Origin of the sequence: Pseudomonas sp. PH1b, from assembly GCF_000633395.1 — a bacterium.
GTDB lineage: Bacteria > Pseudomonadota > Gammaproteobacteria > Pseudomonadales > Pseudomonadaceae > Aquipseudomonas.
Window position 1 is genome coordinate 508,348 of sequence record NZ_AYMU01000002.1, and the last position, 22,044, is coordinate 530,391.

At 61.6% G+C, this 22,044-nt stretch carries 24 protein-coding genes and 1 pseudogene; 15 read left to right on the top strand and 10 right to left on the bottom strand.

Features of this window, described 5'->3' with window-relative positions; translation table 11 throughout:
• Positions 1-5 precede the first annotated feature (5 nt).
• Positions 6-440 carry a PilZ domain-containing protein gene (locus tag U873_RS0104940; protein WP_025127175.1) on the bottom strand — a complete coding sequence of 145 codons (435 nt, stop codon included), beginning with the start codon at positions 438-440 and terminating at the stop codon, positions 6-8.
• On the opposite strand from U873_RS0104940, the gene U873_RS0104945 reads away from it, so the two are divergent.
• From U873_RS0104945 to cysB, 5 genes are all read left to right on the top strand, one after another.
• Positions 439-825, top strand: coding sequence for a co-chaperone YbbN (locus U873_RS0104945; protein ID WP_025127176.1), 387 nt, complete (start codon positions 439-441; stop codon positions 823-825). The two genes, U873_RS0104940 and U873_RS0104945, sit on opposite strands and share 2 nt — an antisense overlap.
• Positions 825-1,781: a putative 2-dehydropantoate 2-reductase gene (locus U873_RS0104950; protein ID WP_025127177.1), complete on the top strand. Its 957-nt coding sequence runs from the start codon at positions 825-827 to the stop codon at positions 1,779-1,781. Before U873_RS0104945 ends, U873_RS0104950 begins: the two co-directional genes overlap by 1 nt.
• A gap of 30 nt (positions 1,782-1,811) precedes the next feature.
• Positions 1,812-2,717, top strand: a complete 906-nt coding sequence (locus U873_RS0104955) for a 5'-nucleotidase (RefSeq protein WP_025127178.1) — start codon at positions 1,812-1,814, stop codon at positions 2,715-2,717.
• 95 nt (positions 2,718-2,812) lie between these two features.
• Complete coding sequence (locus U873_RS0104960; RefSeq protein WP_025127179.1) at positions 2,813-3,313, top strand: universal stress protein; 501 nt, start codon at positions 2,813-2,815, stop codon at positions 3,311-3,313.
• 111 nt (positions 3,314-3,424) lie between these two features.
• Positions 3,425-4,399 carry an HTH-type transcriptional regulator CysB gene (gene cysB, locus U873_RS0104965; RefSeq protein WP_007931387.1) on the top strand — a complete coding sequence of 325 codons (975 nt, stop codon included), beginning with the start codon at positions 3,425-3,427 and terminating at the stop codon, positions 4,397-4,399.
• A gap of 12 nt (positions 4,400-4,411) precedes the next feature.
• Here the strand turns inward: cysB and U873_RS0104970 are convergent, their stop codons facing one another.
• A complete protein-coding gene (locus tag U873_RS0104970) occupies positions 4,412-4,894 on the bottom strand; it encodes a GreA/GreB family elongation factor (protein ID WP_025127180.1) in 483 nt (160 codons plus the stop codon).
• A gap of 2 nt (positions 4,895-4,896) precedes the next feature.
• Complete coding sequence (locus tag U873_RS0104975; protein WP_025127181.1) at positions 4,897-5,292, bottom strand: hypothetical protein; 396 nt, start codon at positions 5,290-5,292, stop codon at positions 4,897-4,899.
• A 124-nt stretch (positions 5,293-5,416) separates the two neighbouring features.
• Between U873_RS0104975 and earP the strand changes: the two genes are divergently transcribed.
• A complete protein-coding gene (earP, locus tag U873_RS0104980) occupies positions 5,417-6,550 on the top strand; it encodes an elongation factor P maturation arginine rhamnosyltransferase EarP (protein ID WP_025127182.1) in 1,134 nt (377 codons plus the stop codon).
• Between the two features lie 48 nt (positions 6,551-6,598).
• Positions 6,599-7,171, top strand: coding sequence for an elongation factor P (locus tag U873_RS0104985; RefSeq protein WP_025127183.1), 573 nt, complete (start codon positions 6,599-6,601; stop codon positions 7,169-7,171).
• Positions 7,172-7,242: 71 nt separating this feature from the next.
• Here the strand turns inward: U873_RS0104985 and U873_RS0104990 are convergent, their stop codons facing one another.
• The 3 genes from U873_RS0104990 to U873_RS0105000 all read right to left on the bottom strand — a co-directional run bounded on the left by U873_RS0104990 (position 7,243) and on the right by U873_RS0105000 (position 9,367).
• Entirely contained in the window at positions 7,243-7,662 is a 420-nt protein-coding gene (locus U873_RS0104990) for an organic hydroperoxide resistance protein (RefSeq protein ID WP_025127184.1), read from the bottom strand.
• A gap of 216 nt (positions 7,663-7,878) precedes the next feature.
• Positions 7,879-8,340: a MarR family winged helix-turn-helix transcriptional regulator gene (locus U873_RS0104995; RefSeq protein ID WP_025127185.1), complete on the bottom strand. Its 462-nt coding sequence runs from the start codon at positions 8,338-8,340 to the stop codon at positions 7,879-7,881.
• Between the two features lie 76 nt (positions 8,341-8,416).
• Positions 8,417-9,367 carry a LysR family transcriptional regulator gene (locus U873_RS0105000; protein ID WP_025127186.1) on the bottom strand — a complete coding sequence of 317 codons (951 nt, stop codon included), beginning with the start codon at positions 9,365-9,367 and terminating at the stop codon, positions 8,417-8,419.
• Positions 9,368-9,473: 106 nt separating this feature from the next.
• Here U873_RS0105000 and U873_RS0105005 point away from each other — a divergent pair, with 106 nt between their 5' ends.
• Positions 9,474-10,223 carry a sulfite exporter TauE/SafE family protein gene (locus tag U873_RS0105005; protein ID WP_025127187.1) on the top strand — a complete coding sequence of 250 codons (750 nt, stop codon included), beginning with the start codon at positions 9,474-9,476 and terminating at the stop codon, positions 10,221-10,223.
• On the opposite strand, the gene U873_RS0105010 is transcribed toward U873_RS0105005, so the two are convergent.
• Both U873_RS0105010 and U873_RS0105015 read right to left on the bottom strand, forming a co-directional pair.
• Positions 10,213-11,067 (bottom strand): LysR substrate-binding domain-containing protein, encoded by an 855-nt coding sequence (locus U873_RS0105010; protein WP_025127188.1) that lies wholly within the window; start codon positions 11,065-11,067, stop codon positions 10,213-10,215. The genes U873_RS0105005 and U873_RS0105010 overlap by 11 nt on opposite strands.
• Before the next feature lie 78 nt (positions 11,068-11,145).
• Positions 11,146-11,709 (bottom strand): peroxiredoxin, encoded by a 564-nt coding sequence (locus tag U873_RS0105015; RefSeq protein ID WP_025127189.1) that lies wholly within the window; start codon positions 11,707-11,709, stop codon positions 11,146-11,148.
• A 416-nt stretch (positions 11,710-12,125) separates the two neighbouring features.
• Here U873_RS0105015 and U873_RS36890 point away from each other — a divergent pair, with 416 nt between their 5' ends.
• From U873_RS36890 to U873_RS0105040, 5 genes are all read left to right on the top strand, one after another.
• Positions 12,126-12,293: a hypothetical protein gene (locus U873_RS36890; RefSeq protein ID WP_177330230.1), complete on the top strand. Its 168-nt coding sequence runs from the start codon at positions 12,126-12,128 to the stop codon at positions 12,291-12,293.
• Positions 12,294-12,638: 345 nt separating this feature from the next.
• Complete coding sequence (locus U873_RS0105025; RefSeq protein WP_177330231.1) at positions 12,639-14,198, top strand: hypothetical protein; 1,560 nt, start codon at positions 12,639-12,641, stop codon at positions 14,196-14,198.
• Positions 14,195-15,097: a hypothetical protein gene (locus U873_RS0105030; RefSeq protein ID WP_025127191.1), complete on the top strand. Its 903-nt coding sequence runs from the start codon at positions 14,195-14,197 to the stop codon at positions 15,095-15,097. Before U873_RS0105025 ends, U873_RS0105030 begins: the two co-directional genes overlap by 4 nt.
• A gap of 130 nt (positions 15,098-15,227) precedes the next feature.
• Positions 15,228-15,449, top strand: coding sequence for a DUF1127 domain-containing protein (locus U873_RS0105035; RefSeq protein ID WP_025127192.1), 222 nt, complete (start codon positions 15,228-15,230; stop codon positions 15,447-15,449).
• Between the two features lie 64 nt (positions 15,450-15,513).
• On the top strand, positions 15,514-16,728 hold the full coding sequence (locus tag U873_RS0105040; protein ID WP_025127193.1) for a winged helix-turn-helix domain-containing protein: 1,215 nt from the start codon (positions 15,514-15,516) through the stop codon (positions 16,726-16,728).
• A 67-nt stretch (positions 16,729-16,795) separates the two neighbouring features.
• On the opposite strand, the gene U873_RS0105045 is transcribed toward U873_RS0105040, so the two are convergent.
• On the bottom strand, positions 16,796-18,142 hold the full coding sequence (locus tag U873_RS0105045) for a class II 3-deoxy-7-phosphoheptulonate synthase (protein WP_025127194.1): 1,347 nt from the start codon (positions 18,140-18,142) through the stop codon (positions 16,796-16,798).
• Between the two features lie 161 nt (positions 18,143-18,303).
• On the opposite strand from U873_RS0105045, the gene U873_RS0105050 reads away from it, so the two are divergent.
• The gene (locus tag U873_RS0105050) at positions 18,304-19,059 is read left to right on the top strand and encodes a spermidine synthase (RefSeq protein ID WP_025127195.1); all 756 of its coding nucleotides are present in this window, start codon (positions 18,304-18,306) and stop codon (positions 19,057-19,059) included.
• Between the two features lie 73 nt (positions 19,060-19,132).
• Here the strand turns inward: U873_RS0105050 and U873_RS0105055 are convergent, their stop codons facing one another.
• On the bottom strand, positions 19,133-19,924 hold the full coding sequence (locus tag U873_RS0105055; protein WP_025127196.1) for a crotonase/enoyl-CoA hydratase family protein: 792 nt from the start codon (positions 19,922-19,924) through the stop codon (positions 19,133-19,135).
• A gap of 386 nt (positions 19,925-20,310) precedes the next feature.
• Between U873_RS0105055 and U873_RS0105060 the strand changes: the two are divergent.
• A pseudogene (locus U873_RS0105060) lies at positions 20,311-22,018 on the top strand (DEAD/DEAH box helicase).
• The last annotated feature ends 26 nt before the right edge of the window (positions 22,019-22,044 follow it).

Here is a 22,044-nt window from a genome sequence, read left to right on the forward strand (position 1 = left end):
TTGGGCTATGGCTGCATAAAAGCCTGGTGCACGCTGTCTTCGGAATAGTCCTGGGCATGCTGCTCGACCCAGTCCAGGGCCAGTGCTTCGATGCATTGCTGTTCGCTTTGCGGTTCATGCAGGCGACAGTAGCGGGCGATCTGGCACACCTGCTCACCCATGCGTGCCCCGAACAGGGTCTGCTCATCGACGAAGGCGATGCCCACCAGGTAGCCGCGCTTGCGTTTCAGGCACCAGGCGACATAACCGTTGTAGCGGGCATTCTCGCCCAGCGTCGGCATATAGACCTCCAGCGCCGTGCCGCGGCGCCAGGCCCGATGGTAATTGCATGCCATACCGCCGAGGCTGATAGTGTGCAACCGCTGGTGCGAGATACAGGCGTACTGGCGCAGAGTCAGTTCAACCGGAACATCATCAGGATGAGGCAGAAAACGTCCCATGACCGCAGGCTCCAAGTGTCGTCCAATTGACATTGTCTCCCCCAGTATAGTGGTCGAATTGGAACTGACCGACTTCGATATCGACCAGCAATTGCTGAGCCTGGACGGCGTTTCTCTGGTGGTTTTCACCAGTATTGGCTGTTCCGGCTGTCGTTGGGCGCGGGCGCAACTGCCCGCTCTTGAGCTGCCGGTCGATCGTTTGTGCTGGATCGATGCGGGCGAGAACGGCGGTGCGGTGGAGCGTTATCAGGTATTTCACCTGCCCGCCCTGTTTGTGGTGCGCAATGGCGAGTTTCATGGCGCTCTGCAGTCGCGGTTGACGCAAGTGGAGCTCATTGCAAACTTGCGTCAGGCGCTTAACCGAATACCAGAGGAGTTGCCTTGATGGATGCAGGCCGTAAACCGCGTGTGGGCATTATCGGGACCGGAGCGATCGGAGGTTTTTACGGCGTGATGCTGGCCCGAGCCGGCTTCGATGTGCACTTTCTATTGCGCAGCGAATATTCGACCGTGGTCGAACAGGGCCTGCATCTCAACAGTGCCCAGCATGGGGCGTTGAGCCTGAAGCCGGTGCAGGCCTATGCCCGTGCCGAAGACATGCCGCCCTGTGACTGGCTGTTGGTGGGGGCCAAGACCACCAGCAATGTCGAACTGGCTCCGGCGCTTATCCAGGCAGCGGCCCCCGATGCCAGGATCCTGGTATTGCAAAACGGCCTGGACGTGGAGGACAGCCTGCGTGCGGTGCTTCCCGAGTCGCTGCACCTGTTGGGAGGGCTGTGCTTTATCTGTGTGCATCGCGCCGGTCCGGGGCAGATCGAGCATCAGGCCCTCGGAGCTGTGAACCTGGGCTATCACAGCGGTCCAGCCAGCGCAGAGCCGGGTCTAAGCCAGGCCATTGTCGAGGAGGGCGCGGCACTGTTTCGCGAGGCCGGGATCGCTTCCCAGGCCATGAACAACCTGCATCAGGCTCGTTGGCAGAAGCTGGTGTGGAATGTGCCGTACAACGGTTTGTCGGTGCTGCTCAAGGCCAGCACTACGCCGCTGATGGCTGATCCCGGCAGTCGCGAGTTGATTCAGGACCTTATGGAGGAAGTGCTGCAGGGCGCAGCGGCCTGCGGCTACGAGATCCTGGCGGTGTATGCACAGCAGCTGTTCAAGTCCACCGAACAGATGCCCGACTATTGGCCGAGCATGTACCATGATTTTCTGCACCAGCGGCCCCTGGAGCTGGCGGCTATCTATGCCGCTCCTTTGGCGGCGGCGCGGGCAGCAGGGTGTGAGTTGCCGAAAATCCGGGCGCTGTACCAGGCCTTGAGTTTCATCGACCGGCATCACGCTTGAGCTGAGCTCATCACCTGAAGGGGACGGAATATGGCCAAGGGCCTGGATGGCAAACTGGTGGTGGCGATTTCGTCACGGGCGCTGTTCGACCTGAGCGACAGCCACAAGGTCTATCTAGCCCAGGGGGTCGAGGCCTATCGGCAGTACCAGATCGAACATGAGGAAGAGACACTCGAACCGGGCGATGCATTTCCCCTGGTGAAAAAGCTGCTCAGCCTGAATGCCAGCCTGGGGCGAGCACGGGTCGAGGTGGTGCTGGTGTCGCGCAACAGTGCCGACACCGGCTTGCGGGTTTTCAACTCGATCGAGCACTACGGCCTGGCCATTTCCCGCGCCGCGTTCGTTGGCGGGCGCAGTCCCTACCCTTATCTGGCGGCTTTTGGCTGCGACTTGTTTCTCTCCACGCATGCTGAAGATGTGCGCAGTGCGCTGGAGGCCGGGTTCGCCGCCGCGACCATCCTCTCCGGCGGCGCTCGGCGTGCCGAGAACGGCGAGTTGCGCATTGCCTTCGACGGTGACGCCGTACTGTTCTCCGATGACTCGGAGCGGGTCTACCAGTCGGGCGGCTTGGAAGCCTTCCAGGCCAGTGAGCGGCAAGCCGCTCGGGAGCCATTGCCGGGCGGACCGTTCAAGGGATTCCTGGCGGCGCTCAACCTGCTCCAGGGCGAGTTTCCCAACGACGCCTGCCCGATCCGCACCGCCCTGGTCACCGCGCGCTCGGCACCGGCTCACGAGCGGGTGATCCGCACCTTGCGCGAGTGGGATATCCGCCTCGACGAGTCGCTGTTCCTTGGCGGGCTGGAAAAGGCCGCCTTCCTCGAAGCCTTCGCCGCCGATGTGTTTTTCGACGACCAGGCTGGTCATTGCGAATTGGCGCGCGAGGTAGTCGCCACCGGTCATGTTCCCCACGGCATCAGCAACGAAGCCAGAACCTGAGCCTTCAAGTTCAGGGGCTGGCGTCGAACCTCCCACAGTTCCAGGCACTGCTAAGCTGAATCAATCTCCGCCGTATTGGCAGTTGAGGAGGTCATATGATTCGTTCGATGCTGTATGCCACCGACCTCGGTCTGTATGCGCCTTTTGTAATGCAGCATGCCCTGGAACTGGCTCGAACGTTCAATGCCGACTTACATGTAGTGCACGCCGTGGAACCCATGGGACTGTTCGCCGAATCGGTGCTGCAGAGCTACCTGGATGAGCAATCGCTGAACGAGTTTCATCGCCAGGGGTTGAGCACGGTGATGGCCAATATCGAGCAGCGGGTGCTGGACAGCTTTCGCGAAGAGTTGGGGGAGGGCTTGCAGGACCTGACCTTGATCCAGTCGGTGCGGGTCCTTCAGGGGGATCCGTCCCAGGTGATTCTGGACCAGGCGGCGAAACTCTCGGTGGATTTGCTGATCGTAGGAAGTCACAGCCACGGGGTCGGAGCGCAAACCCCTTTGGGGCGTACGGCAGCGCGGGTTTTGCAGCTGGCCAAAGTGCCGGTTTACCTGGTGCCTCTGGTACAGCGTCGACGCCAGGAGGATGTCTGAAGGCGGAATGGAAAATTCTGAATAAAAGTTCTAGATTTATTCTCCTGACCATTAATATAGTTATATACCGTCGCTGATACCCGTGGCGTCTACCTGCTTTGAGGGATTCATATGAAGCTTCAACAATTGCGCTACATCTGGGAAGTGGCGCACCACGACCTCAACGTCTCCGCTACCGCGCAAAGCCTTTACACCTCGCAACCGGGTATCAGCAAGCAGATCCGTCTGCTGGAGGACGAGCTGGGGGTCGAAGTCTTTGCCCGCAGCGGCAAGCACCTGACCCGCGTGACCCCGGCAGGTGAGCGGATCATCACCACGGCAGGCGAGATCCTGCGCAAAGTCGAGAGCATCAAACAGATTGCCCAGGAGTTCTCCAACGAGAAGAAAGGCACCCTGTCCATCGCCACTACCCACACCCAGGCAAGGTATGCGTTGCCGCCGGTGATCAGCAGCTTCATCAAGCAGTACCCGGACGTGGCCCTGCACATGCATCAGGGCTCGCCGATGCAGATCGCGGAAATGGCCGCCGACGGCACGGTGGATTTCGCCATTGCCACCGAAGCACTGGAACTGTTCGGTGATCTGGTGATGATGCCCTGCTACCGCTGGAATCGTTGCGTGGTGGTGCCTCAAGGCCACCCGCTAACCAAGTTGCCGAAGCTGACTCTGGAAACCCTGGCTGAGTACCCGATCGTCACCTACGTATTCGGTTTCACCGGTCGCTCCAAGCTCGACGAAGCCTTCAGTCATCGCGGCCTGACGCCCAAAGTGGTGTTCACTGCCGCTGACGCCGACGTGATCAAGACCTATGTACGCCTGGGCCTGGGCGTAGGCATCGTGGCCAAGATGGCGGTCGATACCAAGCTCGACAGCGACCTGGTGGTGCTGGATGCCAGTGAGCTGTTCGAGTCGAGCATCACCAAGATCGGTTTCCGTCGCGGTACTTTCCTGCGCGGCTTCATGTGCGACTTCATCGAGAAGTTCGCCCCGCACCTCACCCGCGAAGTCATGGCCAAGGCAATTCAGTGCCATAACAAGCAGGAGCTGGAAGAACTGTTCGACGGTGTCGAACTGCCGGTCCACTGATACTGCCCTCGATTACCGGACCTCGGTGACAGTGAACTGTTGCCGAGTGCCGGCCACCACGATCTCCACCTCATCCTCCTCGAACTTGCCCAGCAGGCTGTTGCCCAGCGGGGAGCGCGGGGTGATGACGGTCACCAGTTGGCCCACCACATGGACTTTCAGTCCTGCTCCATCGGGCCCCAGGAACAGCCATTGCTCGTGGCCGTCTGCATCTTCCAGCCCCAGTAGCGTGCCGACTTGAATCCCGGATCGAGCGTCGTAGGGACGCAGGGGCAGATTTTGCCAAAGATTCAGGGCCAGGCGGATTTCCTCCACCCGCCGAGCCTGGCCTGCCGCCAGGTAGGAAGCTTCCAGTCCTAAGGTGTCGTACTTGTTCTCGGCAATATTCTCTTCGTGAGTGGCGGTTTCGTAGGCGGTCTTGGCGGCGCGCACGGCAATCTCCAGGTCATCCTGAAGCTGTTGCAGAATCAGTTGGCAGACAGACTGTTTATTCATGATCAATTACAGAATTGCAGGACATTGGCCCGGCTCTTGTCGTTGGGTGCCGTCTGGTCCTGCTGCAGCCAGAACTGGCACTTGGGATTGTTCAGGTTGCGCGGGTTGCTGCGGGCGTTCTCCAGAGATTGCGCCTCTTCGTTCTTGCGCAGGTTTTCCTGATACTGCTCGAACAGTCGGTTGGGCGGTTCTGGCGTGGCCACTGGCGGTTTGGCCAATTGCTGCACGGCCTGGGTCACGGGCGCCAATTGCTCGCTGAAGAGAAAATGCATGGCCAGCCAGCAGGTCAGGGCAATTGCCAGAAAGCCCAGCCACAGGCCCAGGGCGATGCTGGCACAGAGCGCCAGGGCATTGAACCTGATGCGCAAGGGGCGACGGGCGGGCGGGCGATGGGGCATGGTTGCCTCCGGGCGGGCAGTAGTGGGCGAGGGCTGATTGTCGCACGAAGATTAATCGAGGTTGGCCCTTCTGCGCAGGCGCATTTATGCGGACAATCGGCGCCTTTGCCAATCGAGGACTGGAATGAAAGCCTCCTGGGACATTTTTTGCAGCGTGGTCGATAACTTCGGTGATATTGGGGTGACCTGGCGTCTGGCTCGTCAACTGGTGGCCGAGCATCAGTGCGTGGTGCGCTTGTGGGTCGATGACCTGCGGGCTTTCGAAAGGATCTGCCCGCAGATCGATGCCCGGCAGGCACGCCAGTTCCAGGATGGCGTCGAGGTGCGGCACTGGCCCGCCGAGTGGCCGGCTGAAGCGGCTGCCGATGTGGTGATCGCCGCTTTTGCCTGCCAGTTGCCCCATGGCTACATGGAGGCAATGGCCGACCGTGAGCGTGCGCCGTTGTGGTTGAACCTGGATTATTTGAGCGCAGAGGACTGGGTTGGCGGGTGTCACGGACTGCCTTCGGTGAAGTTTCGCGGGGTGCAGAAGTACTTCTTCTTTCCCGGATTCAAGGCCGGTACGGGAGGTTTGTTGCGCGAGGCTGGACTGCTCGAGCAGCGGCGGAATTTCCAGGCTGATCGCCAGGCCCAGGTGGACTTTCTCCAGGGGCTGCGGGTCGCGCCCGCCGCCGGTGCACGGCTGATGTCGTTGTTCGCCTATGAAAACGCCGGCCTTGGCAGCTGGCTCCAGGCCCTGGCGAGTGACGTCCAGCCGACTCACCTGCTGGTGCCCGAAGGACGCATCCTGGGTGATGTCCAGCGTTGGCTGGGCGTCGAGTCGCTGGCCGTTGGCAGCCTGCAGGTGCGCCAGTCCCTGACTGTCCAGGTCCTGCCTTTTGTGCGCCAGGAGGATTACGACCGCTTGCTGTGGTGCTGCGATTTCAATGCGGTGCGGGGGGAGGATTCCTTCGTGCGGGCACAATGGGCCGGGCGGCCGATGCTCTGGCATATCTATCGCCAGGACGAAGACACCCACCTGGACAAGCTCGAAGCCTTTCTCGCGCTGTATACCCAGGCTCTTTCGCCCGCTGCCAAGGCCGCGGTTCTGGCCTTGTGGCGGGCCTGGAATACCGAGGCGCAGATGGCCGAAGCCTGGAAAAACCTGCTGCAGCACTGGCCGGAAGTCTCCGCACACGCCGAACAATGGTGTCTGGAACAAGGCTTGCAGGCCGATCTTGCCGCAGCGCTGGTGCAGTTTTACCTAAATTGGATATGATACGCGGCCTAGATTTTTGTAAATCCCATCCAAATTCGGATATTCGCAATGAAAACTGGTAAAGAACTCAAACCCGGTACCGTGATCCGTATCGACAACGATCCTTGGCTGGTTCAGAAAGCTGAATTCACCAAGTCGGGTCGTAACAGCGCGATCATGAAGACCAAGCTGAAGAACCTGCTGACCGGTTACAAGACCGAAACCGTTTACGGTGCGGACGACAAGCTGGACGACGTGATCCTGGATCGCAAAGAAGCGACCCTGTCGTTCATCAGCGGCGACACCTACACGTTCATGGACACCACTGACTACACCATGTACGAGCTGAACGCTGAAGACATCGAAGCGGTTCTGCCGTTCATCGAAGAAGGCATGACTGACGTTTGCGAAGCCGTGTTCTTCGACGACCGTCTGGTTTCCGTTGACCTGCCGACCACCATCGTGCGCCAGGTTGACTACACCGAAGGTTCCGCTCGCGGCGACACTTCGGGCAAGGTCATGAAGCCTGCCAAACTGAAAAACGGTACTGAGCTCAGCGTTGCTGACTTCATCGAGATCGGCGACTGGATCGAGATCGATACCCGCGAAGGCGGTTCCTACAAAGGCCGCGCCAAGGTTTAAACCTGGTTCGCCTTTGCAGATGAAAAAGCCCGACCTTGAGTCGGGCTTTTTTATGCCTGGGATTTGGCCTTTCAGACGCTGACGTGCAGGCGCACCTCGACATTGCCACGGGTGGCATTGGAGTAAGGGCAGACCTGATGCGCCGCATCCACCAGGCTTTGTGCTTCGTCCTGGGCCAGGCCGGGCAGGCTGACATGCAGGTCGATGTCCAGGCCGAAACCGCCAGGAATCTGGCCGATACCAACGTGGGCGGTGATCGAGGCGTCGTCCGGGATCTTGCGTTTGCTCTGGCTGGCGACGAACTTCAGGGCGCCGATGAAGCAGGCCGAGTAGCCGGCGGCGAACAGTTGTTCCGGGTTGGTCGCCTGCCCGCCGGCACCGCCCAGCTCCTTGGGAGTGGCCAGCTTGACGTCGAGGATGTGATCGCTGGAAACCGCGCGGCCGTCACGGCCACCGGTGGCGGTTGCAACTGCGGTGTAGAGAGTCTGCATGGTGGAAAACCTCGTGCTGGTGATTTTTGCGCTAATTGTTTGCGCGCCAAGTAAGTGCGAAATAAATGTATCGCGCTAATATTTAGTGCGCAAGATAAATGATTCGACAAAACTCGCCCTATGCTCAAAATCAAGGCCAGGTCGTTGATTTAAAACAAGATATTTTTTTGTTAAAGACGGCTGTCGTCCCTGGCGGGTGGAGGCGCCAGGGCTACCTCAGAGGCTGTCCTGCAAATGCCTACGCAGTACCTGCAGGTCCGCTTGCAACTGTTGCAGTTGCTCCACGCTCCGGCCGCTGGCGCCCAGGATGCACTGTGGAATATCCCGGGCCTGCTCGCGCAGAGCGCGGCCTTGTTCAGTCAGCTCGACGATCACTACACGCTCGTCCTCACGGCTGCGGGTGCGGCTGAGCAGGCCCTCGGCCTCCAGGCGCTTGAGCAAGGGGGTCAGGGAGCCGGGATCGGTCAACAGGCGCTGGCTGATCTCGCCGACCGTCAGCCTGTCCTGTTCCCAGAGCACCAGCATGGCCAGGTACTGCGGGTAGGTCAGCCCCAGCTTCTGCAGCAGCGGTTTGTACACCTTGGTCATCAGCAGTGAGGTGGAGTGCAGGGCGAAACACACCTGGTTGTCCAGCAACAAGTGATCGCAAGGGGGCTGGGAAGACTGCTCGGTGGTCATGGTAAATGCCTTGATCGTTGATGGTCATGAATCTAGCGGGCGAGTCTTTAATGCGCTAGACAATTTTCGTCCTGGGTTAGCCCATTGCACTCTGCAGTGCCAGGTCCCAGGGCGGAATCGGGCTGAAACGGCTCTTCAGGTATTCCAGCAGCAGACGGCTGCGAGCATTGGGGTGCTGCTCCATGCGCAGCGCATAGATGCCGGCGGTTTCCGGTTTGGGCAGGCCGGCGTCGCAGAACAGCGGTACCAGTTCCCCCCGCAGCAGGTATTCGCTCACCAGCCAGGTGGGCAGGTGGGCGATGCCCAGGCCGGCCAGAGCCCCGGAAAGCAGGGCTTCGGCATTGTTGGCGCCAAGGCGGATGCGTTGCGGGCGATGGCTTTGCACTTGGCCGTCGAGTTCAAAGCGCCAGGCGAACAGAGGGGCCAGGCCGTCCCAGTCGAGGCCATCGTGCTGGCTGAGTTCGGCAGGGTGAGTCGGGGTGCCACGGCTTTTCAGGTAGGACGGGCTGGCGCAGGCGATCCGCACGATGCTGGCTAGGGAGGTGGCGACCATCCGGGTATCTACCCGCTGCCCGGCGCGCAGCACCAGGTCGACCTTGCCCAGGTGGGAGCCCTGCATGTCGACGAAACTGTCGATCAGGTGCAACTGCACATCCAGGCCCGGGTAGAGCGCCAGGAAATCGGCAATGGCCGGCGCCAGGTGGCGGCGGCCGAAGGCGGCCGGGGCGTCGATGCGGATCAGGCCTTCCGGCGCATGGCTCAAGGAGACGGCCTCCGCCCGGGCCAGTTGCAGTTCGGCGACGATGCGCCGGGCTCGTTCGGCAAATGCCTGGCCGGCCGCGGTGGCCACCACGGCGTGGGTGGTGCGCATGAACAGGGTGGTGCCCACGGCGCTTTCCAGGCTGTCGATGCGCCGGGCCACGGCCGAAGGAGTCAGCGGATGACGGCGAGCCGCGGCAGAGAAGCTGCCCGACTCCAGTACATCCAGAAACAGCCCAAGTTGTTCGGTGAGGGTATTGGGGTTCATGGTCAGCTCGCTTGTGCGAAATCGGCAAAGCCATTGTGCGCTGCTGTGCGTTTCCGTGCCAGGGCGGACTGCGTAGCATGCAAGGCCTGAGGTAAGGAGAGCGGCTTTGATCGAGTTGATGATGTATCTGTTGTTGGGCGCGGCCCTGGGCACGGTCGGTGGGTTGTTCGGTATTGGCGGCGGCCTGATCGCGATTCCGGTGCTGGGTGTGCTGTTCGGCCTGGACCAGCAGATTGCCCAGGGCACGGCGCTGGTGATGGTGGTGCCGAATGTGATGCTGGCGCTGTGGCGCTATCACCAGCGCAACCGTATCGAGTTGCGCCATGCCTTGCCCTTGGCGCTGATGGGTTTCTGTTTTGCCTGGCTGGGGTCGATCTGGGCCGTGGGTATCGACGCGCAGAAAATGCGCATCGGTTTTGTCGTCTTTCTGCTGGTGCTGTCCGCCTACAACTTGTTGCGCATGTTCATCGCCAGCGCCCCGGCCAGTGCGCAGATGCGTTATCCCTGGCCGTGGCTCGGGGTGCTTGGCGCTGCGTCCGGGGCCATGGGCGGGCTCTTCGGGGTCGGTGGTGCGGTGGTGGCAACGCCGGTGCTGACCAGTGTTTTCGGTACTTCCCAGGTAGTGGCGCAAGGCTTGTCCCTGGCATTGGCCCTGCCCAGTACCGGCGTGACCCTGGTGACCTATGGCTTTCACCATCAGGTGGACTGGATGATCGGCCTGCCCCTGGCCGCAGGTGGCCTGTTGAGCATCAGTTGGGGAGTGAAGGTCGCCCATGCCTTGCCCGAGCGACTGCTGCGTGCCTTGTTCTGCGGTTTTCTGGCGATCTGTGCGGTGATGCTGGCCTTCAAAGTTTGAAGCCTTCGACAATATGTTCCGCCAGACACTCGGTGATCGGCGAAGGGGTGTTGAGGTTGCGCAGCAGCATGATGCTGGCTTCCGGCAACTGGGGCAGCCCTTCGTTCTCGCCGAGAATGCGCATGTCCGGGGTGATCAGGCTTTCCAGTTGCGCGGTAACCGCCAGCCCAGCGCTGACCACCGCCATGATCGCCGCCAGGCTGGAGCTGTTGTAGGCAATCCGATAGTCGAGGCCGGCGGCGTCCAGGGCATTGCAGGCCCATAGCCGGCAGAAGCAGTCGCTGTTGAACATCGCCAGGGGCAGGGGCGTCTGTTCATGGGGAGTGAAGCACTGGGCCACGGCCCAGACGAAGCGCTCCTTGCGCAGCAGTTGGCCGATTTCGCTGCCCGGCTCGCGGGTGACGATCGACAGGTCCAGGTCCTGGCGCTGCAGCAACTGCTTGCTCGACTCGCAGTGCACCTCGATCTGGATCAGCGGATAGCTCTGGGCAAAACGCGAGAGGATCCCCGGCAGAAAGCGCATCACGTAGTCATCCGGCGTACCGATGCGTACCAGGCCCACCATGTGCGGTTCGCGCAGGGTGTTGAACACCTCGCTGTGCAATTTCAGGATGCGCCGGGCATAGCCCAGCAGCACCTGCCCCTCGGCGGTCAGCTTGACCTGGCGGCCATCGCGCTGGAATAGCTGGCGCTGCAGCACATCCTCCTCCAGGCGCTTCATCTGCATGCTCACCGCTGACTGGGTGCGGTTGACCCGCTCCCCGGCCCGGGTGAATCCACCTTCATCGGCAATGGCGACGAAGGTGCGCAGCACTTCGGTGTCGATGCTGGGGAACTGGGACATTGATCAAATCCTGAGATGCATGAGGTGGAAGGTATTCCTGGGCTTGATCTTATTCCCCGAAGGATCGCCGCGTCACCCTTATCCTTGGGCCTGCAGCCAGGCCAGCACCTGCCGGGCATTCTGGTCCGGTGGAAACACCGGATAGAACAGCTGTTCGACCCGCCCCCTCTTGAGAATGAGGGTCAGGCGTTTCAGAAAGCGGCTTCCGTTCAACTCGAATACCGGCAACGCCAGAGCCTCACTCAGTTGCCCCTGGGCATCGGAGAGCAGGGCGAACGGCAGGTGCAGCCGCTCGACGGCTTCGCGCTGATAGGCGCTGTCCTGGTTTGACAGGCCGAACAACTTGTCCACCCCGGCTGCTGCGAGCTCTTGTGTCAGGTCGCGAAAGCCACAGGATTGCGGAGTGCAACCGCGGGCGCCGGGCGTCATGTCCCAGCCCTCCAGCAGTGGCAAATCCGGCCGTCCCATGCGCGGATAGACATACACCAGGGTTCTGCCGGGCAAGGCCGAAAGGTCGACCGCTGCACCCGAGGTGGAGGGCAGCAACAGCCTGGGTAAGTGCAGGCCTTGCAGGTGGCGGGCTGCACCATCGTCCTGGGGAGCCGGGATACGCGACCAGTCCACGCTCAGCATGTCTCTCATGACGCTTCCTCCTGATCAGTAGCATTGGGCAATTGCAGCAGGGAGTGCTGGATACACAGAGTGTCGGTAGTGCTCATCCAGTTCAAGTAGTGGGGTGGGTAATTGATGCTCTGCCTGCTAATGAATGATCTCAGGTTTATTGGTTTGCTCTCTAACTTTTATTGCGGATGACGTATTGGTAATAAGAGTTATCGGCGATGGCTATAAGTTGTTGGAAAGTTTGCCGGTTGTTGGCTATAGATTGCCGATTGCTAATTTCGCTGCGCGATAAGAATGCCTGAATATCCCATATGCCGATTAATGGTCAACTTTATGGTTGTTTGAGTTTGCCTAAAGAAACTTCCGATACTAGTGTTGCGTTTGCCATGTACAGATGGTCTGTACTGGGATTGTGACCAACTTTGGAGGGTCCTTTCATGAACGTGAAAGCGGAACACAGTGAGCCAACCACCGCCGAGCTGACACAGCTCAAGACCAAGCTCAAAGCCGGCAAGCTGGCGCCTGAAGACCTCAAGGCGCTGGTAGGCCTGGTGGAGCGCACGGAGAAGGCGGCGAAGCAACTTAGGGCAGCCATCGTCGAGTAAATAACGCTAATACTTTGGAGGGCAGGATCAGAAATGGACCTCACTACTCGAACTAATCATATCGATATATCTGAACCGTTGCGCAGCCCTCCATTTTTAGCGCGTAGTACTATCGGTAACCACTCGATACTGCTGCTGGGGTGTCTGGAAGCCCCCGTTTCGACACTCAGTGATAACGCTTTCATTGTCGAGCGCATAGCCCAGAGTCTCAACTTGTCGACACTGGGAAGCCAATTTACGGCGGAGGAAGTTATCTTTCTGCTGAACGAGCAATATACCGCCGCAGAAGAGTTTGTTTATGGTCACCCGATCTGGAGAAAGATAAGAGAGGGCGATCAAGCCGCGTTGTATGCCTATATCCTGGAAACCCGGCATTACCTGGCTGCCGCGGCGTCGAGGATGTGCCCCTCGGTCAGTCCGGGCATAGGGTTGTCGCCGATTTCCCTGATGCTGTCCAAGCATGCGCTGGAGGAGTGGGACCATGCGCAGTTCTTCAATGAAGCCCTGGACCTGATCGGCTGTTCCGGCGACATGGTCAGGCTGGCTCGGCCCTTGCCCGCGACCCTGGAATGGATTCACCTGTCCCGGCAGATCGCGGCCATGGGCGAGCTGGTGTCGGCGGCCTGCTCCGGTTTCATGGAGCATTCCTCGGTGGAACAGGAGGCGGTGCTGGGCTGGCATGAACTGCTGGTGGGCCACAACCTGTTGAGCCGCAAGGCCACGGACAAGGTCCTGGGCCATTTCGCCACCGACCTCGAGTACGGGCATTCGGACAACTGGAAGAAGGCAGTGCGCACCCAGGATTGTCACCCCGCGCCGGCGGTGGCCACTGTGCTTAATGCCGTCTGCAGCCTGAGCGAGATGATCTACCGTTGGCTGTCCGCGCTGGAGCAGGGGTGTGCCAGCTCCATCGTCACCGCCGCGCAACTGGTGGCCGAGGAGGGGCTAGACCCGCTGTTGCACGCTGTCGATTCACCCCAGGAGGTGGAGATTTTCCAGGGCTTGCCAGTCTGGCCCTCCAGCGTGATGAGCCTGATCAACGGCGAGCGGTCCGGCGATGACAACCCGGCGGATACCGTCGTCGCGTCCTGCTATGCCCTGGGGCAGCGGATGTCGCAACTGGTCATGAGCCCGACGCCTTTTGGCGCGCTGATCAGCCAGGTCCATGAGCAGTTGCTCAACGGCCAGAGCTTCGGCGCCGACAGTGTACTGGCCATCGAGCAGATGACCACCGACTGGCTGGTGTCGGTGGACGGCCACGCCCTCTGGCAGCAGATGACCGATGGCTGCACGGATGAGCTGATCATTGGCTACATGCTGGAGAACTATCACTACCTGGCTTCGGCTACCCGGCATGTCAGCCCGGCCATCGCCGCCTGCCAGGATGCGCGAATCCGCCAGAACCTGTTGCAGCACTTGCAGGATGAGCTGACCCACTGCGATATCCTCAAGCCCAGGTTGCGCGAGCTGGGAGTTCGGCGCCCGCAAGCGATGCGGCCCTTGCCGACCACCACGGCCTTTGTCGGTTATCTCAGCGACCTGGCACGGCATGACTGGAAGGGCTACCTGATCGGTTCGACCTACCTGCAAAAGAGCCTGAGCGAATGCCGTGGCGATGATCGTCACTTGCGTTTCTACTCCCAGGTTTCCGCCAACAACCCGCGTTGCGCAGCGTTGCTGCGGGCCATGGCAGCCCATGATGAACTGGATGACGAACTGGGCCACGATCAGCGGCCGTCGCTCAATATCGAGTACCTGCTGGCGCGGGGCGAGGTGGGCCACGACTCGGTGGCCCGCGCGGCCATGTTGCCATCGCTGGCCTGGAGCTTTCTGGATGGCATTCGCCAGCACTATTGCACCGGCAAGGACGCGGTGCTGCAACGCCAGGGCTGGAGCGCAACATGAACCAGCCCTATTTCCAGAGCCTGGAGCCCCTGGCGCCGTTGCACCAATTGCTGTTCGAACGTGATGACTTCGAGGCCCTGGCCCGACGCTTGCCGGAACCCAGGATGGCCCTGGAGAAATGGCGCGATGTACTGCACAGCGAGCTCCTGTCGCTGTTTCGCTGGGGGCTGATTCGCGCCAAGGAGAGCCTGGATGACCAGGGGGCGGTCCACGGCTATGGCCAGGAAGTCCTGTGCCTGCTGCCCTATTACGGCTTTTGCCTGCATGCAATCCGCCGTGCCGCGCCCTTTGCCTTGATGGGCATACCCACCACGGTGTCGGTGCGTGACGACCGTTATCAAGAGGCCAGTGCAGTGATTGCCGAGTTGGCGGCCGTGCTTGGCGTACAGGACTGGCTGCGGGTCAGCGAGGAATCCTCGGCAGAGCTGGTGCGGCAGTTTCATGGGCGCGATGGCCTGATTGTGCTCACCGGCAAGCAGTCCACCTACACCAGCCTGCGAAACCACTACCCGAATGCGCGGATCATTGCTGCAACCGGTTGTTGCGGGGTGGTCCTGTCGGTGGAGGAGCAGCCGGCCCGAGTCATCGAGGAACAGCGCCAGGAACACCGATTGCCGGTCAGTTGCAGCAACCATGGCTACACCGTCCTTGCCGAAGCCCTGACCCCGCAGGCGGCGGTGCTGGCCATCAACGGCGCCCGGCCCGCAGTCAGCAGCACGGTGCAAGAGTTGCTCGGGCAACTGCACCCGTCCATTGTGCTGACCCCTCCTTCGGCTCTGCCGCTACCCGATGATCTTGGCGGCTACAGCCTGCTGGCCTGTGAAGAGTCGGCGGCGGCCAGCCTCGATGGTTTCGGTCGCGACCCACTGGGCGGCTGGCCGGGGGATTACCGGATCTGAAAGCGCACCCTGGAAACGTCGGCGAGGAATCAAGGCATCAAAACCTGAGATGTATTGCATAAGAAACATTCGTTGGATTGATCCTTGTTCGGGGAAGAGACTGTGTTCATCCCCACTGGAGGACAGGATCATGAAAGCGCAAAAGGGTTATCTGCTGGTTCACAAACTGCCAATTCAGGCGTTGTCGTTACGTGCACTATGGCGCCAGGTGGTCCGCTGGCACGCGTTGGCGCAGGAGCGCCGGATGCTTGCCGGCCTGAGCGATTCGGCCCTGCATGACCTGGGGCTGAGCCGGGCGGATGTGGAGCATGAAGCGGTCCGCCCGTTCTGGGACGACCCAATGCACAAATAACCCGTTGGCCACTACACAAGCCGGGCCAGGGTGCGCTAGCGTGCGGGCAGACAAGGAGACGCCCATGCCCGCACTACCTTCTTTCTCGCTCAAGCAGGCACGCCGGCTGGCGCTGGCCGCCCAAGGCTTCGGCGGGCGCCAGCCGCCGGCCTCTATCAAGGCCTCCCGACTCAATCAGCAGATCGAGCGCCTGGGCTTGTTGCAGATCGATTCGGTCAACGCCCTGGTGCGCGCCCATTACTTGCCGCTGTTTTCCCGTCTTGGCAGTTATCCACAGCAGTTGCTCGATCAGGCCGCCTGGAGCCAGGGGCGCCAGCGCACCTTGTTCGAGTACTGGGGGCATGAGGCCTCGCTGCTGCCGATGTCCATGTACCCCTTGATGCGCTGGCGCATGCAGCGCGCACGCCAGGGGCAGGGTATCTACTCGCAACTGGCGCGTTTCGGCCAGGAACGCCAGGCCACTCTGCGCCGGGTGCTGGCGGCCGTGGAGGAGCAGGGCGCGCTGGGGGCCGGCAGCCTTTCCACCCGCGAACAACGGGCCGGCCCATGGTGGGACTGGAGCGATGAAAAGCATGCCCTGGAATGGCTGTTCGCCGCCGGTGAGGTGACGGTGTCCGGCCGTCGCGGTTTCGAGCGCCTGTATGACTTGCCGGAACGGGTGATCCCGGCGGCGATCCTCCAGCAGATGCCGTTGGAGGAAGCCCAGGCCCAGCGCCGGTTGCTGCTGCAGGCGGCCGGGGCATTGGGGGTGGCCACGGAAAAGGACCTGCGGGACTACTTTCGCCTCGATCCCGGCGATAGTCGCGCGCGGCTTGCCGAGTTGTGCGAGTCCGGCGAACTGATGCGTTGTGAGGTCCAGGGCTGGAAGCAAAGTGCCTATTGCCTGCCCGAGGCGCGGGTGCCGCGCAAGGTCGAAGCCAGCGCGCTGTTGTCACCTTTCGATTCCCTGATCTGGGAGCGCAGCCGCACCGAGCGGCTGTTCGATTTCCGCTACCGCCTGGAGATCTACACGCCTCAGCACAAGCGGGTCTATGGCTATTACGTGCTGCCGTTTTTGCACAACGAGCGGATTGCCGCCCGGGTCGACCTGCGGGCGGAGCGGACCCAGGGGCGTCTGGCGGTGCATGCGGTGCATGAAGAGCCATTCGGTCTGGACGAAGAGGGCGTCCGGGCATTGGCCCTGCAATTGCGAAAGATGGCCGACTGGCTGGGGTTGGAACAGATTCAGCTCAATTGCCAGCGTGATGGTGCGCAACGCCTGCGTGAGGTGCTGGGGTGAAGAGCGTTGCGGGCAAGCCCGCTCCTACATCCGCCTGGTAGGAGCGGGCTTGCCGGCGAAAGCGTGCTTAGCGCTTGACCTGTTTCAGGGTCTCGGCAATCAGGAACGCCAGTTCCAGCGACTGATCGGCATTCATCCGCGGGTCGCAGTGGGTGTGATAGCGGTCCGACAGGCCGTCTTCGGTAATAGGTCGCGCCCCGCCGATGCACTCGGTGACGTTCTGCCCGGTCATCTCGATATGGATACCGCCGGCATAACTGCCTTCGGCCTGGTGCACCTGGAAGAACTGCTTCACCTCGGTGAGGATCTGCGCGAAGTCCCGGGTCTTGTAGCCGCTGCTGGCCTTGATGGTGTTGCCGTGCATCGGGTCCGAACTCCAGAGCACTTGCTTGCCCTCGCTTTCCACCGCACGGATCAGTCGCGGCAGATGATCGCCCACCTTGTTGGCGCCCATGCGCACGATCAGGTTGAGGCGGCCTGGGTCGTTGCTCGGGTTGAGGATGTCGATCAGGCGGATCAGTTCCTCGGTGTTCATGCTTGGGCCGACCTTGACCCCGATCGGGTTGTGCACCCCTCGCAGGAACTCCACATGGGCGCCGTCCAACTGCCGGGTACGGTCGCCGATCCAGAGCATGTGGGCGGAGCAGTCGTAATAGTCGTTGGTCAGGCTGTCACGGCGGACAAAGGCCTCCTCGTAGTTGAGCAGCAGCGCTTCGTGAGCCGTGAAGAAGCTGGTCTCGCGCAGTTGCGGCGCAGTGTCCAGGCCGCAGGCGCGCATGAAGGCCAGAGTCTCGTCGATACGGTCGGCCAGTTGGCTGTACTTTTCCGCCAGGGCCGAGTTGGCGATGAAGTCCAGGTTCCACTTGTGCACCTGGTGCAGGTCGGCGAAACCGCCCTGGGCGAAGGCCCGCAGCAGGTTGAGGGTGGCGGTGGCCTGGTGGTAGGACTGCAGCAGGCGGTCCGGGTCCGGCCCCCGGCTTTTCTCATCGAAACCGATACCGTTGACGATGTCGCCGCGGTAGGCCGGCAGAGTCACGCCGTTGATGGTTTCGTCGTTGGCCGAGCGCGGCTTGGCGAACTGACCGGCCATGCGGCCAACCTTGACCACTGGGCAGCCGGCGGCAAAGGTCATGACAATGGCCATTTGCAGCAGCACCTTGAAGGTGTCGCGGATCTTTGCCGCGGAAAACTCGGCGAAGCTCTCGGCGCAATCGCCGCCTTGCAACAGGAAGGCGCGGCCCTGGGTCACCTCGGCGAACTGACGGCGCAACTCTCGGGCTTCCCCGGCAAACACCAGGGGCGGATAGCTGGCCAGGGCCTGCTCGACCTGTAGAAGGTGCGCTGCGTCGGGGTAGTGGGGTTGTTGCTGGATCGGCAGGGCGCGCCAGCTGTCAGGGCTCCAGGGTTGGCTCATCACGGACTCGAGTGCTTTACGGTGGGAGGGGCATGTTAGCAGTAAATTAGTACGTGACCTGCTCCTCTTGCTTGGCCGACAATCGCGCCTTTCCCGCTCGCTGCCGAGTGGTTGGTTTCTCGCGCCGGCAAGGTTCTTGGCTTGCGCGACTAGGAGATGAAATGACTGAGGAGCGCGTCGAGCGTGTGCTCGCCGAAGTTCACGACGAGTTCGGCATGATCCGGGTATTGGAAGTGGCGGATTACCGCTTTCTCGAATTCGGCGATGCCATCGAGCAAAGCTGCGTGTTCACCGCCGACCCCAGTTGGCTGGAGTACGACTACACCCGGGCGATGCTGATCGGGGCCTTGTGCCATGAGGCCCCGGACAGCGCGCTGTTTCTCGGTCTGGGGGCCGGGACCCTGACCCAGGCCTGCCTGAAGTTCCTGCCCCTGGAAGATGTCGAGGCCATCGAGTTGCGTCCGGATGTGCCGCGCCTGGCCATCCAATACCTGGGGCTGGATGACGATCCACGGCTCTATATAAGAGTCGGCGATGCCCTGGAGTTGCTGGACAGTGCCGAATCCGCCGACCTGATCTTCGTCGACCTGTACACCGATGTCGGTCCGGGGGTCGGGCATCTGGCCTGGGGCTTCCTGGAAAACTGCCAGAAACGCCTCAACCCCGGCGGTTGGCTGGTGATCAACCAATGGGCCACCGATGACGGCAAGCCCCTGGGCGCGGCGTTGTTGCGCGGGCTCTTTCACCGCCATTACTGGGAGCTGCCGGTAAAGGAGGGCAACGTGATCCTGATCATCCCGGCCGACCTGGACCAGGAGCTGGACCTGCCGGCGCTGATTGATCGCGCCGAGACGCTGGCACCGCGCCTGGGGTATTCGCTGCAGCCGCTGATCAAGGCGCTGCGCCCGGCGACCTGAGCCTTTGCAAGCCTGTTGCCGCCCGATTCCGGCGTCGGCGGCAGGCGATGGGGGCAACCGGCTAGCCGCTGGCTCAGCAGCCCTTGAACTCCCCCGGGCGTTTTTCCTGCATGGCCCGCACACCTTCCCTGGCGTCGTCGCTGTTCATCAGCTTGTGCACCAGCGCTGGCAGGCCCTGAGCCGCCACGGTTTCCCCCTCCAGCCGCGCCTGGCGTGCCGACTGCAGCGTGGCCTGGACCCCAAGTGGCGCCTGCCGGGCAATGCGCTCGGCCAGTTCGATGGCTCGCGGCAGCAGGTCTTCGCTGGCCATGACTTCCTGCACCAGCCCCAGGCGCAGTGCCTCATGGGCATCGAACTCATCGCCGGTGAGCAGCCAGCGCATGGCGTTGCCCCAGCCTGCCAGTTGGTGCAGGCGCAAGGTTGCGCCGCCGAAGGGAAAGATCCCGCGCTGCACTTCCATCTGGGCAAAGCGGGTGTTGCTGGCGCAGAGGTTGATGTCGGCGGCCAGCATCAATTCGATACCGATGGTCAGGCAGTAGCCCTGCGCCGCGACGATCACCGGCTTGCTCACCCGTGGCCCGGCGAACACGCCCCAGGGATCGCAACCGCCGGGTGGTGCCTGCCAGCCCTGGGCCAGGGCGGCGCCGACATTGGCCAGGTCCAGTCCGGCGGTAAAGTGCTCGCCATGGGCGAACACCACTGCCACCCGCGCTTGGGGGCTGGCTTCGAATTCGCCGTAGGCCAGGCTCAGTTGATTCAGCAGTTCAAGATCGAAGGCGTTGCGCTTGGCGACCCGGTCCAGGCCAATGAGAAACAGATGACCGAGTGCTTGGCGACTGACACAGTTGGCATTGGGCGGATTCATTGAGACTGTCCTCGGCTAGCAAAGGGGGCGTTTGCAGGAGCGGTTTCGAGAATAAAGGTGAACCGTTTAAGCGTTCTGACCCGCAGTGCCGGGCCTGAGCAAAATAGCGCGCCGCCCAAGTCTCTGCAAAGCCCGTGACAATCGGCTGTTCAGCGGACTTTTCCGATAAAAAAAACTCCCTTTTTTGAGTAATTCCGGTATAGTGCGCGCCGGCCTTTAGCCAGGCCTCGTTTAGGTGATGCAATTCCCCGAAGTCAGCTTCGGCTGCTTGTCCGCTGCGCGGACTATCCTTGACGTTCATTTCTTTCAATCGTTTTCGCAAATCCCCGCCGACAAAGCTGCCAGGGTGACTCTTGAGTCTTACACGGCATGCGCAGCTTTGGAGCATGGGTCTTTGCGGATGCACTTAGAGGCAGACCCATGACCCAGGAAATCGGCGGCTTCGCCGCTCTTGAACTTCATCCCAATATTGTCGCTGCAGTAGTCGCTACCGGCTATGAAGAGCCTTCGGCCATTCAGCAGCAGTCGATCCCGATCATCCTTGCCGGTCACGATATGATTGGCCAGGCGCAAACCGGTACCGGTAAGACCGCTGCCTTTGCCCTGCCTATCCTGCACCGCATCGATCCGTCCAAGCGCGAGCCGCAAGCTCTGATCCTGGCCCCAACCCGTGAGTTGGCGCTACAAGTTGCAACCGCTTTCGAAACCTACGCCAAGCAAATGCCGGGCGTGACTGTTGTGGCTGTCTACGGCGGCGCGCCGATGGGCCCGCAACTGAAAGCAATCCGTAATGGCGCACAGATCGTTGTCGCCACTCCGGGCCGTCTGTGCGACCACCTGCGTCGCGACGAAAAAGTCCTGGCCACCGTGAACCACCTGGTTCTCGACGAAGCCGACGAAATGCTCAAGCTGGGCTTCATGGATGACCTGGAAGTCATCTTCAAGGCCATGCCTGAGTCGCGTCAGACCGTACTGTTCTCGGCGACCCTGCCGCAGTCGATCCGCGCCATCGCCGAGCGTCACCTGAAAGACCCGAAACACGTCAAGATCCAGAGCAAGACCCAGACCGTCACCGCGATCGAGCAGGCTCACCTGCTGGTTCACGCCGACCAGAAGACCTCTGCCGTTCTGAGCCTGCTGGAAGTTGAAGATTTCGACGCCCTGATCATGTTCGTGCGCACCAAGCAAGCGACCCTGGACCTGGCCAGCGCCCTGGAAGCCAAAGGCTACAAAGCCGCTGCGCTGAACGGCGACATCGCCCAGAACCAGCGTGAGCGCGTGATCGACTCCCTCAAGGATGGCCGTCTGGACATCGTTGTGGCGACCGACGTAGCCGCCCGTGGCCTGGACGTACCGCGCATCACCCACGTGTTCAACGTGGACATGCCGTACGACCCGGAATCCTACGTGCACCGTATCGGCCGTACCGGCCGCGCCGGTCGCGAAGGCCGTGCGCTGCTGCTGGTGACTCCACGTGAGCGCCGCATGCTGCAAGTGATCGAGCGTGTAACCGGTCAGAAGGTTGCCGAAGTTCGCCTGCCGGACGCCCAAGCCGTTCTCGATGCGCGCATCAAGAAGCTGACCAACAGCCTGTCGCCGCTGGTGGCTGACGCCGAAGCGACCCACGGTGATCTGCTGGATCGTCTGACTGCCGACATCGGTTGCAGCCCGCGTGCCCTGGCCGCGGCCCTGCTGCGCAAGGCCACCAACGGCCAGGCGCTGAACCTGGCGGCGATCGAGAAAGAGCGTCCACTGGTGCCGAACAGCGCCCCGCGTGGCGATCGTCCAGAGCGTTCCGGTGATCGTCCTGATCGTGGTGACCGTGAGCGTCGTGCGCCAATGCCGCTGGGCGAAGGCCGTGCGCGTTGCCGCACTGCCCTGGGTGCCCGTGACGGTATCGCTGCCAAGAACCTTCTGGGGGCGATCCTCAACGAAGGCGGCCTGGCCCGTGAAGCGATCGGTCGCATCCAGGTGCGTGATAGCTTCTCCCTGGTAGAGCTGCCGGAAGATGGCCTGGAGAAACTCCTGGCCAAGCTGAAGGACACTCGTGTTGCCGGTAAGCAGTTGAAGCTGCGTCGCTATCGCGAAGATTGATCGGCCCTCGGGCTGATTGATCAGGC

Bases quoted from the DNA above. Each gene is read 5' to 3' on its own strand.
- earP (WP_025127182.1), top strand. From the start codon at position 5,417: ATGAAAGCCTCCTGGGACATTTTTTGCAGCGTGGTCGATAACTTCGGT.
- cysB (WP_007931387.1), top strand. From the start codon at position 3,425: ATGAAGCTTCAACAATTGCGCTACATCTGGGAAGTGGCGCACCACGAC.
- U873_RS0104970 (WP_025127180.1), bottom strand. From the start codon at position 4,894: ATGAATAAACAGTCTGTCTGCCAACTGATTCTGCAACAGCTTCAGGAT.
- U873_RS0104995 (WP_025127185.1), bottom strand. From the start codon at position 8,340: ATGACCACCGAGCAGTCTTCCCAGCCCCCTTGCGATCACTTGTTGCTG.
- U873_RS0104955 (WP_025127178.1), top strand. From the start codon at position 1,812: ATGGCCAAGGGCCTGGATGGCAAACTGGTGGTGGCGATTTCGTCACGG.
- U873_RS0105050 (WP_025127195.1), top strand. From the start codon at position 18,304: ATGACTGAGGAGCGCGTCGAGCGTGTGCTCGCCGAAGTTCACGACGAG.
- U873_RS0104985 (WP_025127183.1), top strand. From the start codon at position 6,599: ATGAAAACTGGTAAAGAACTCAAACCCGGTACCGTGATCCGTATCGAC.
- U873_RS0104945 (WP_025127176.1), top strand. From the start codon at position 439: ATGACCGCAGGCTCCAAGTGTCGTCCAATTGACATTGTCTCCCCCAGT.
- U873_RS0105040 (WP_025127193.1), top strand. From the start codon at position 15,514: ATGCCCGCACTACCTTCTTTCTCGCTCAAGCAGGCACGCCGGCTGGCG.
- U873_RS36890 (WP_177330230.1), top strand. From the start codon at position 12,126: ATGAACGTGAAAGCGGAACACAGTGAGCCAACCACCGCCGAGCTGACA.
- U873_RS0105015 (WP_025127189.1), bottom strand. From the start codon at position 11,709: ATGAGAGACATGCTGAGCGTGGACTGGTCGCGTATCCCGGCTCCCCAG.
- U873_RS0104960 (WP_025127179.1), top strand. From the start codon at position 2,813: ATGATTCGTTCGATGCTGTATGCCACCGACCTCGGTCTGTATGCGCCT.
- U873_RS0104975 (WP_025127181.1), bottom strand. From the start codon at position 5,292: ATGCCCCATCGCCCGCCCGCCCGTCGCCCCTTGCGCATCAGGTTCAAT.
- U873_RS0105010 (WP_025127188.1), bottom strand. From the start codon at position 11,067: ATGTCCCAGTTCCCCAGCATCGACACCGAAGTGCTGCGCACCTTCGTC.
- U873_RS0105055 (WP_025127196.1), bottom strand. From the start codon at position 19,924: ATGAATCCGCCCAATGCCAACTGTGTCAGTCGCCAAGCACTCGGTCAT.
- U873_RS0105035 (WP_025127192.1), top strand. From the start codon at position 15,228: ATGAAAGCGCAAAAGGGTTATCTGCTGGTTCACAAACTGCCAATTCAG.
- U873_RS0104990 (WP_025127184.1), bottom strand. From the start codon at position 7,662: ATGCAGACTCTCTACACCGCAGTTGCAACCGCCACCGGTGGCCGTGAC.
- U873_RS0104950 (WP_025127177.1), top strand. From the start codon at position 825: ATGGATGCAGGCCGTAAACCGCGTGTGGGCATTATCGGGACCGGAGCG.
- U873_RS0104940 (WP_025127175.1), bottom strand. From the start codon at position 440: ATGGGACGTTTTCTGCCTCATCCTGATGATGTTCCGGTTGAACTGACT.
- U873_RS0105045 (WP_025127194.1), bottom strand. From the start codon at position 18,142: ATGAGCCAACCCTGGAGCCCTGACAGCTGGCGCGCCCTGCCGATCCAG.
- U873_RS0105030 (WP_025127191.1), top strand. From the start codon at position 14,195: ATGAACCAGCCCTATTTCCAGAGCCTGGAGCCCCTGGCGCCGTTGCAC.
- U873_RS0105000 (WP_025127186.1), bottom strand. From the start codon at position 9,367: ATGAACCCCAATACCCTCACCGAACAACTTGGGCTGTTTCTGGATGTA.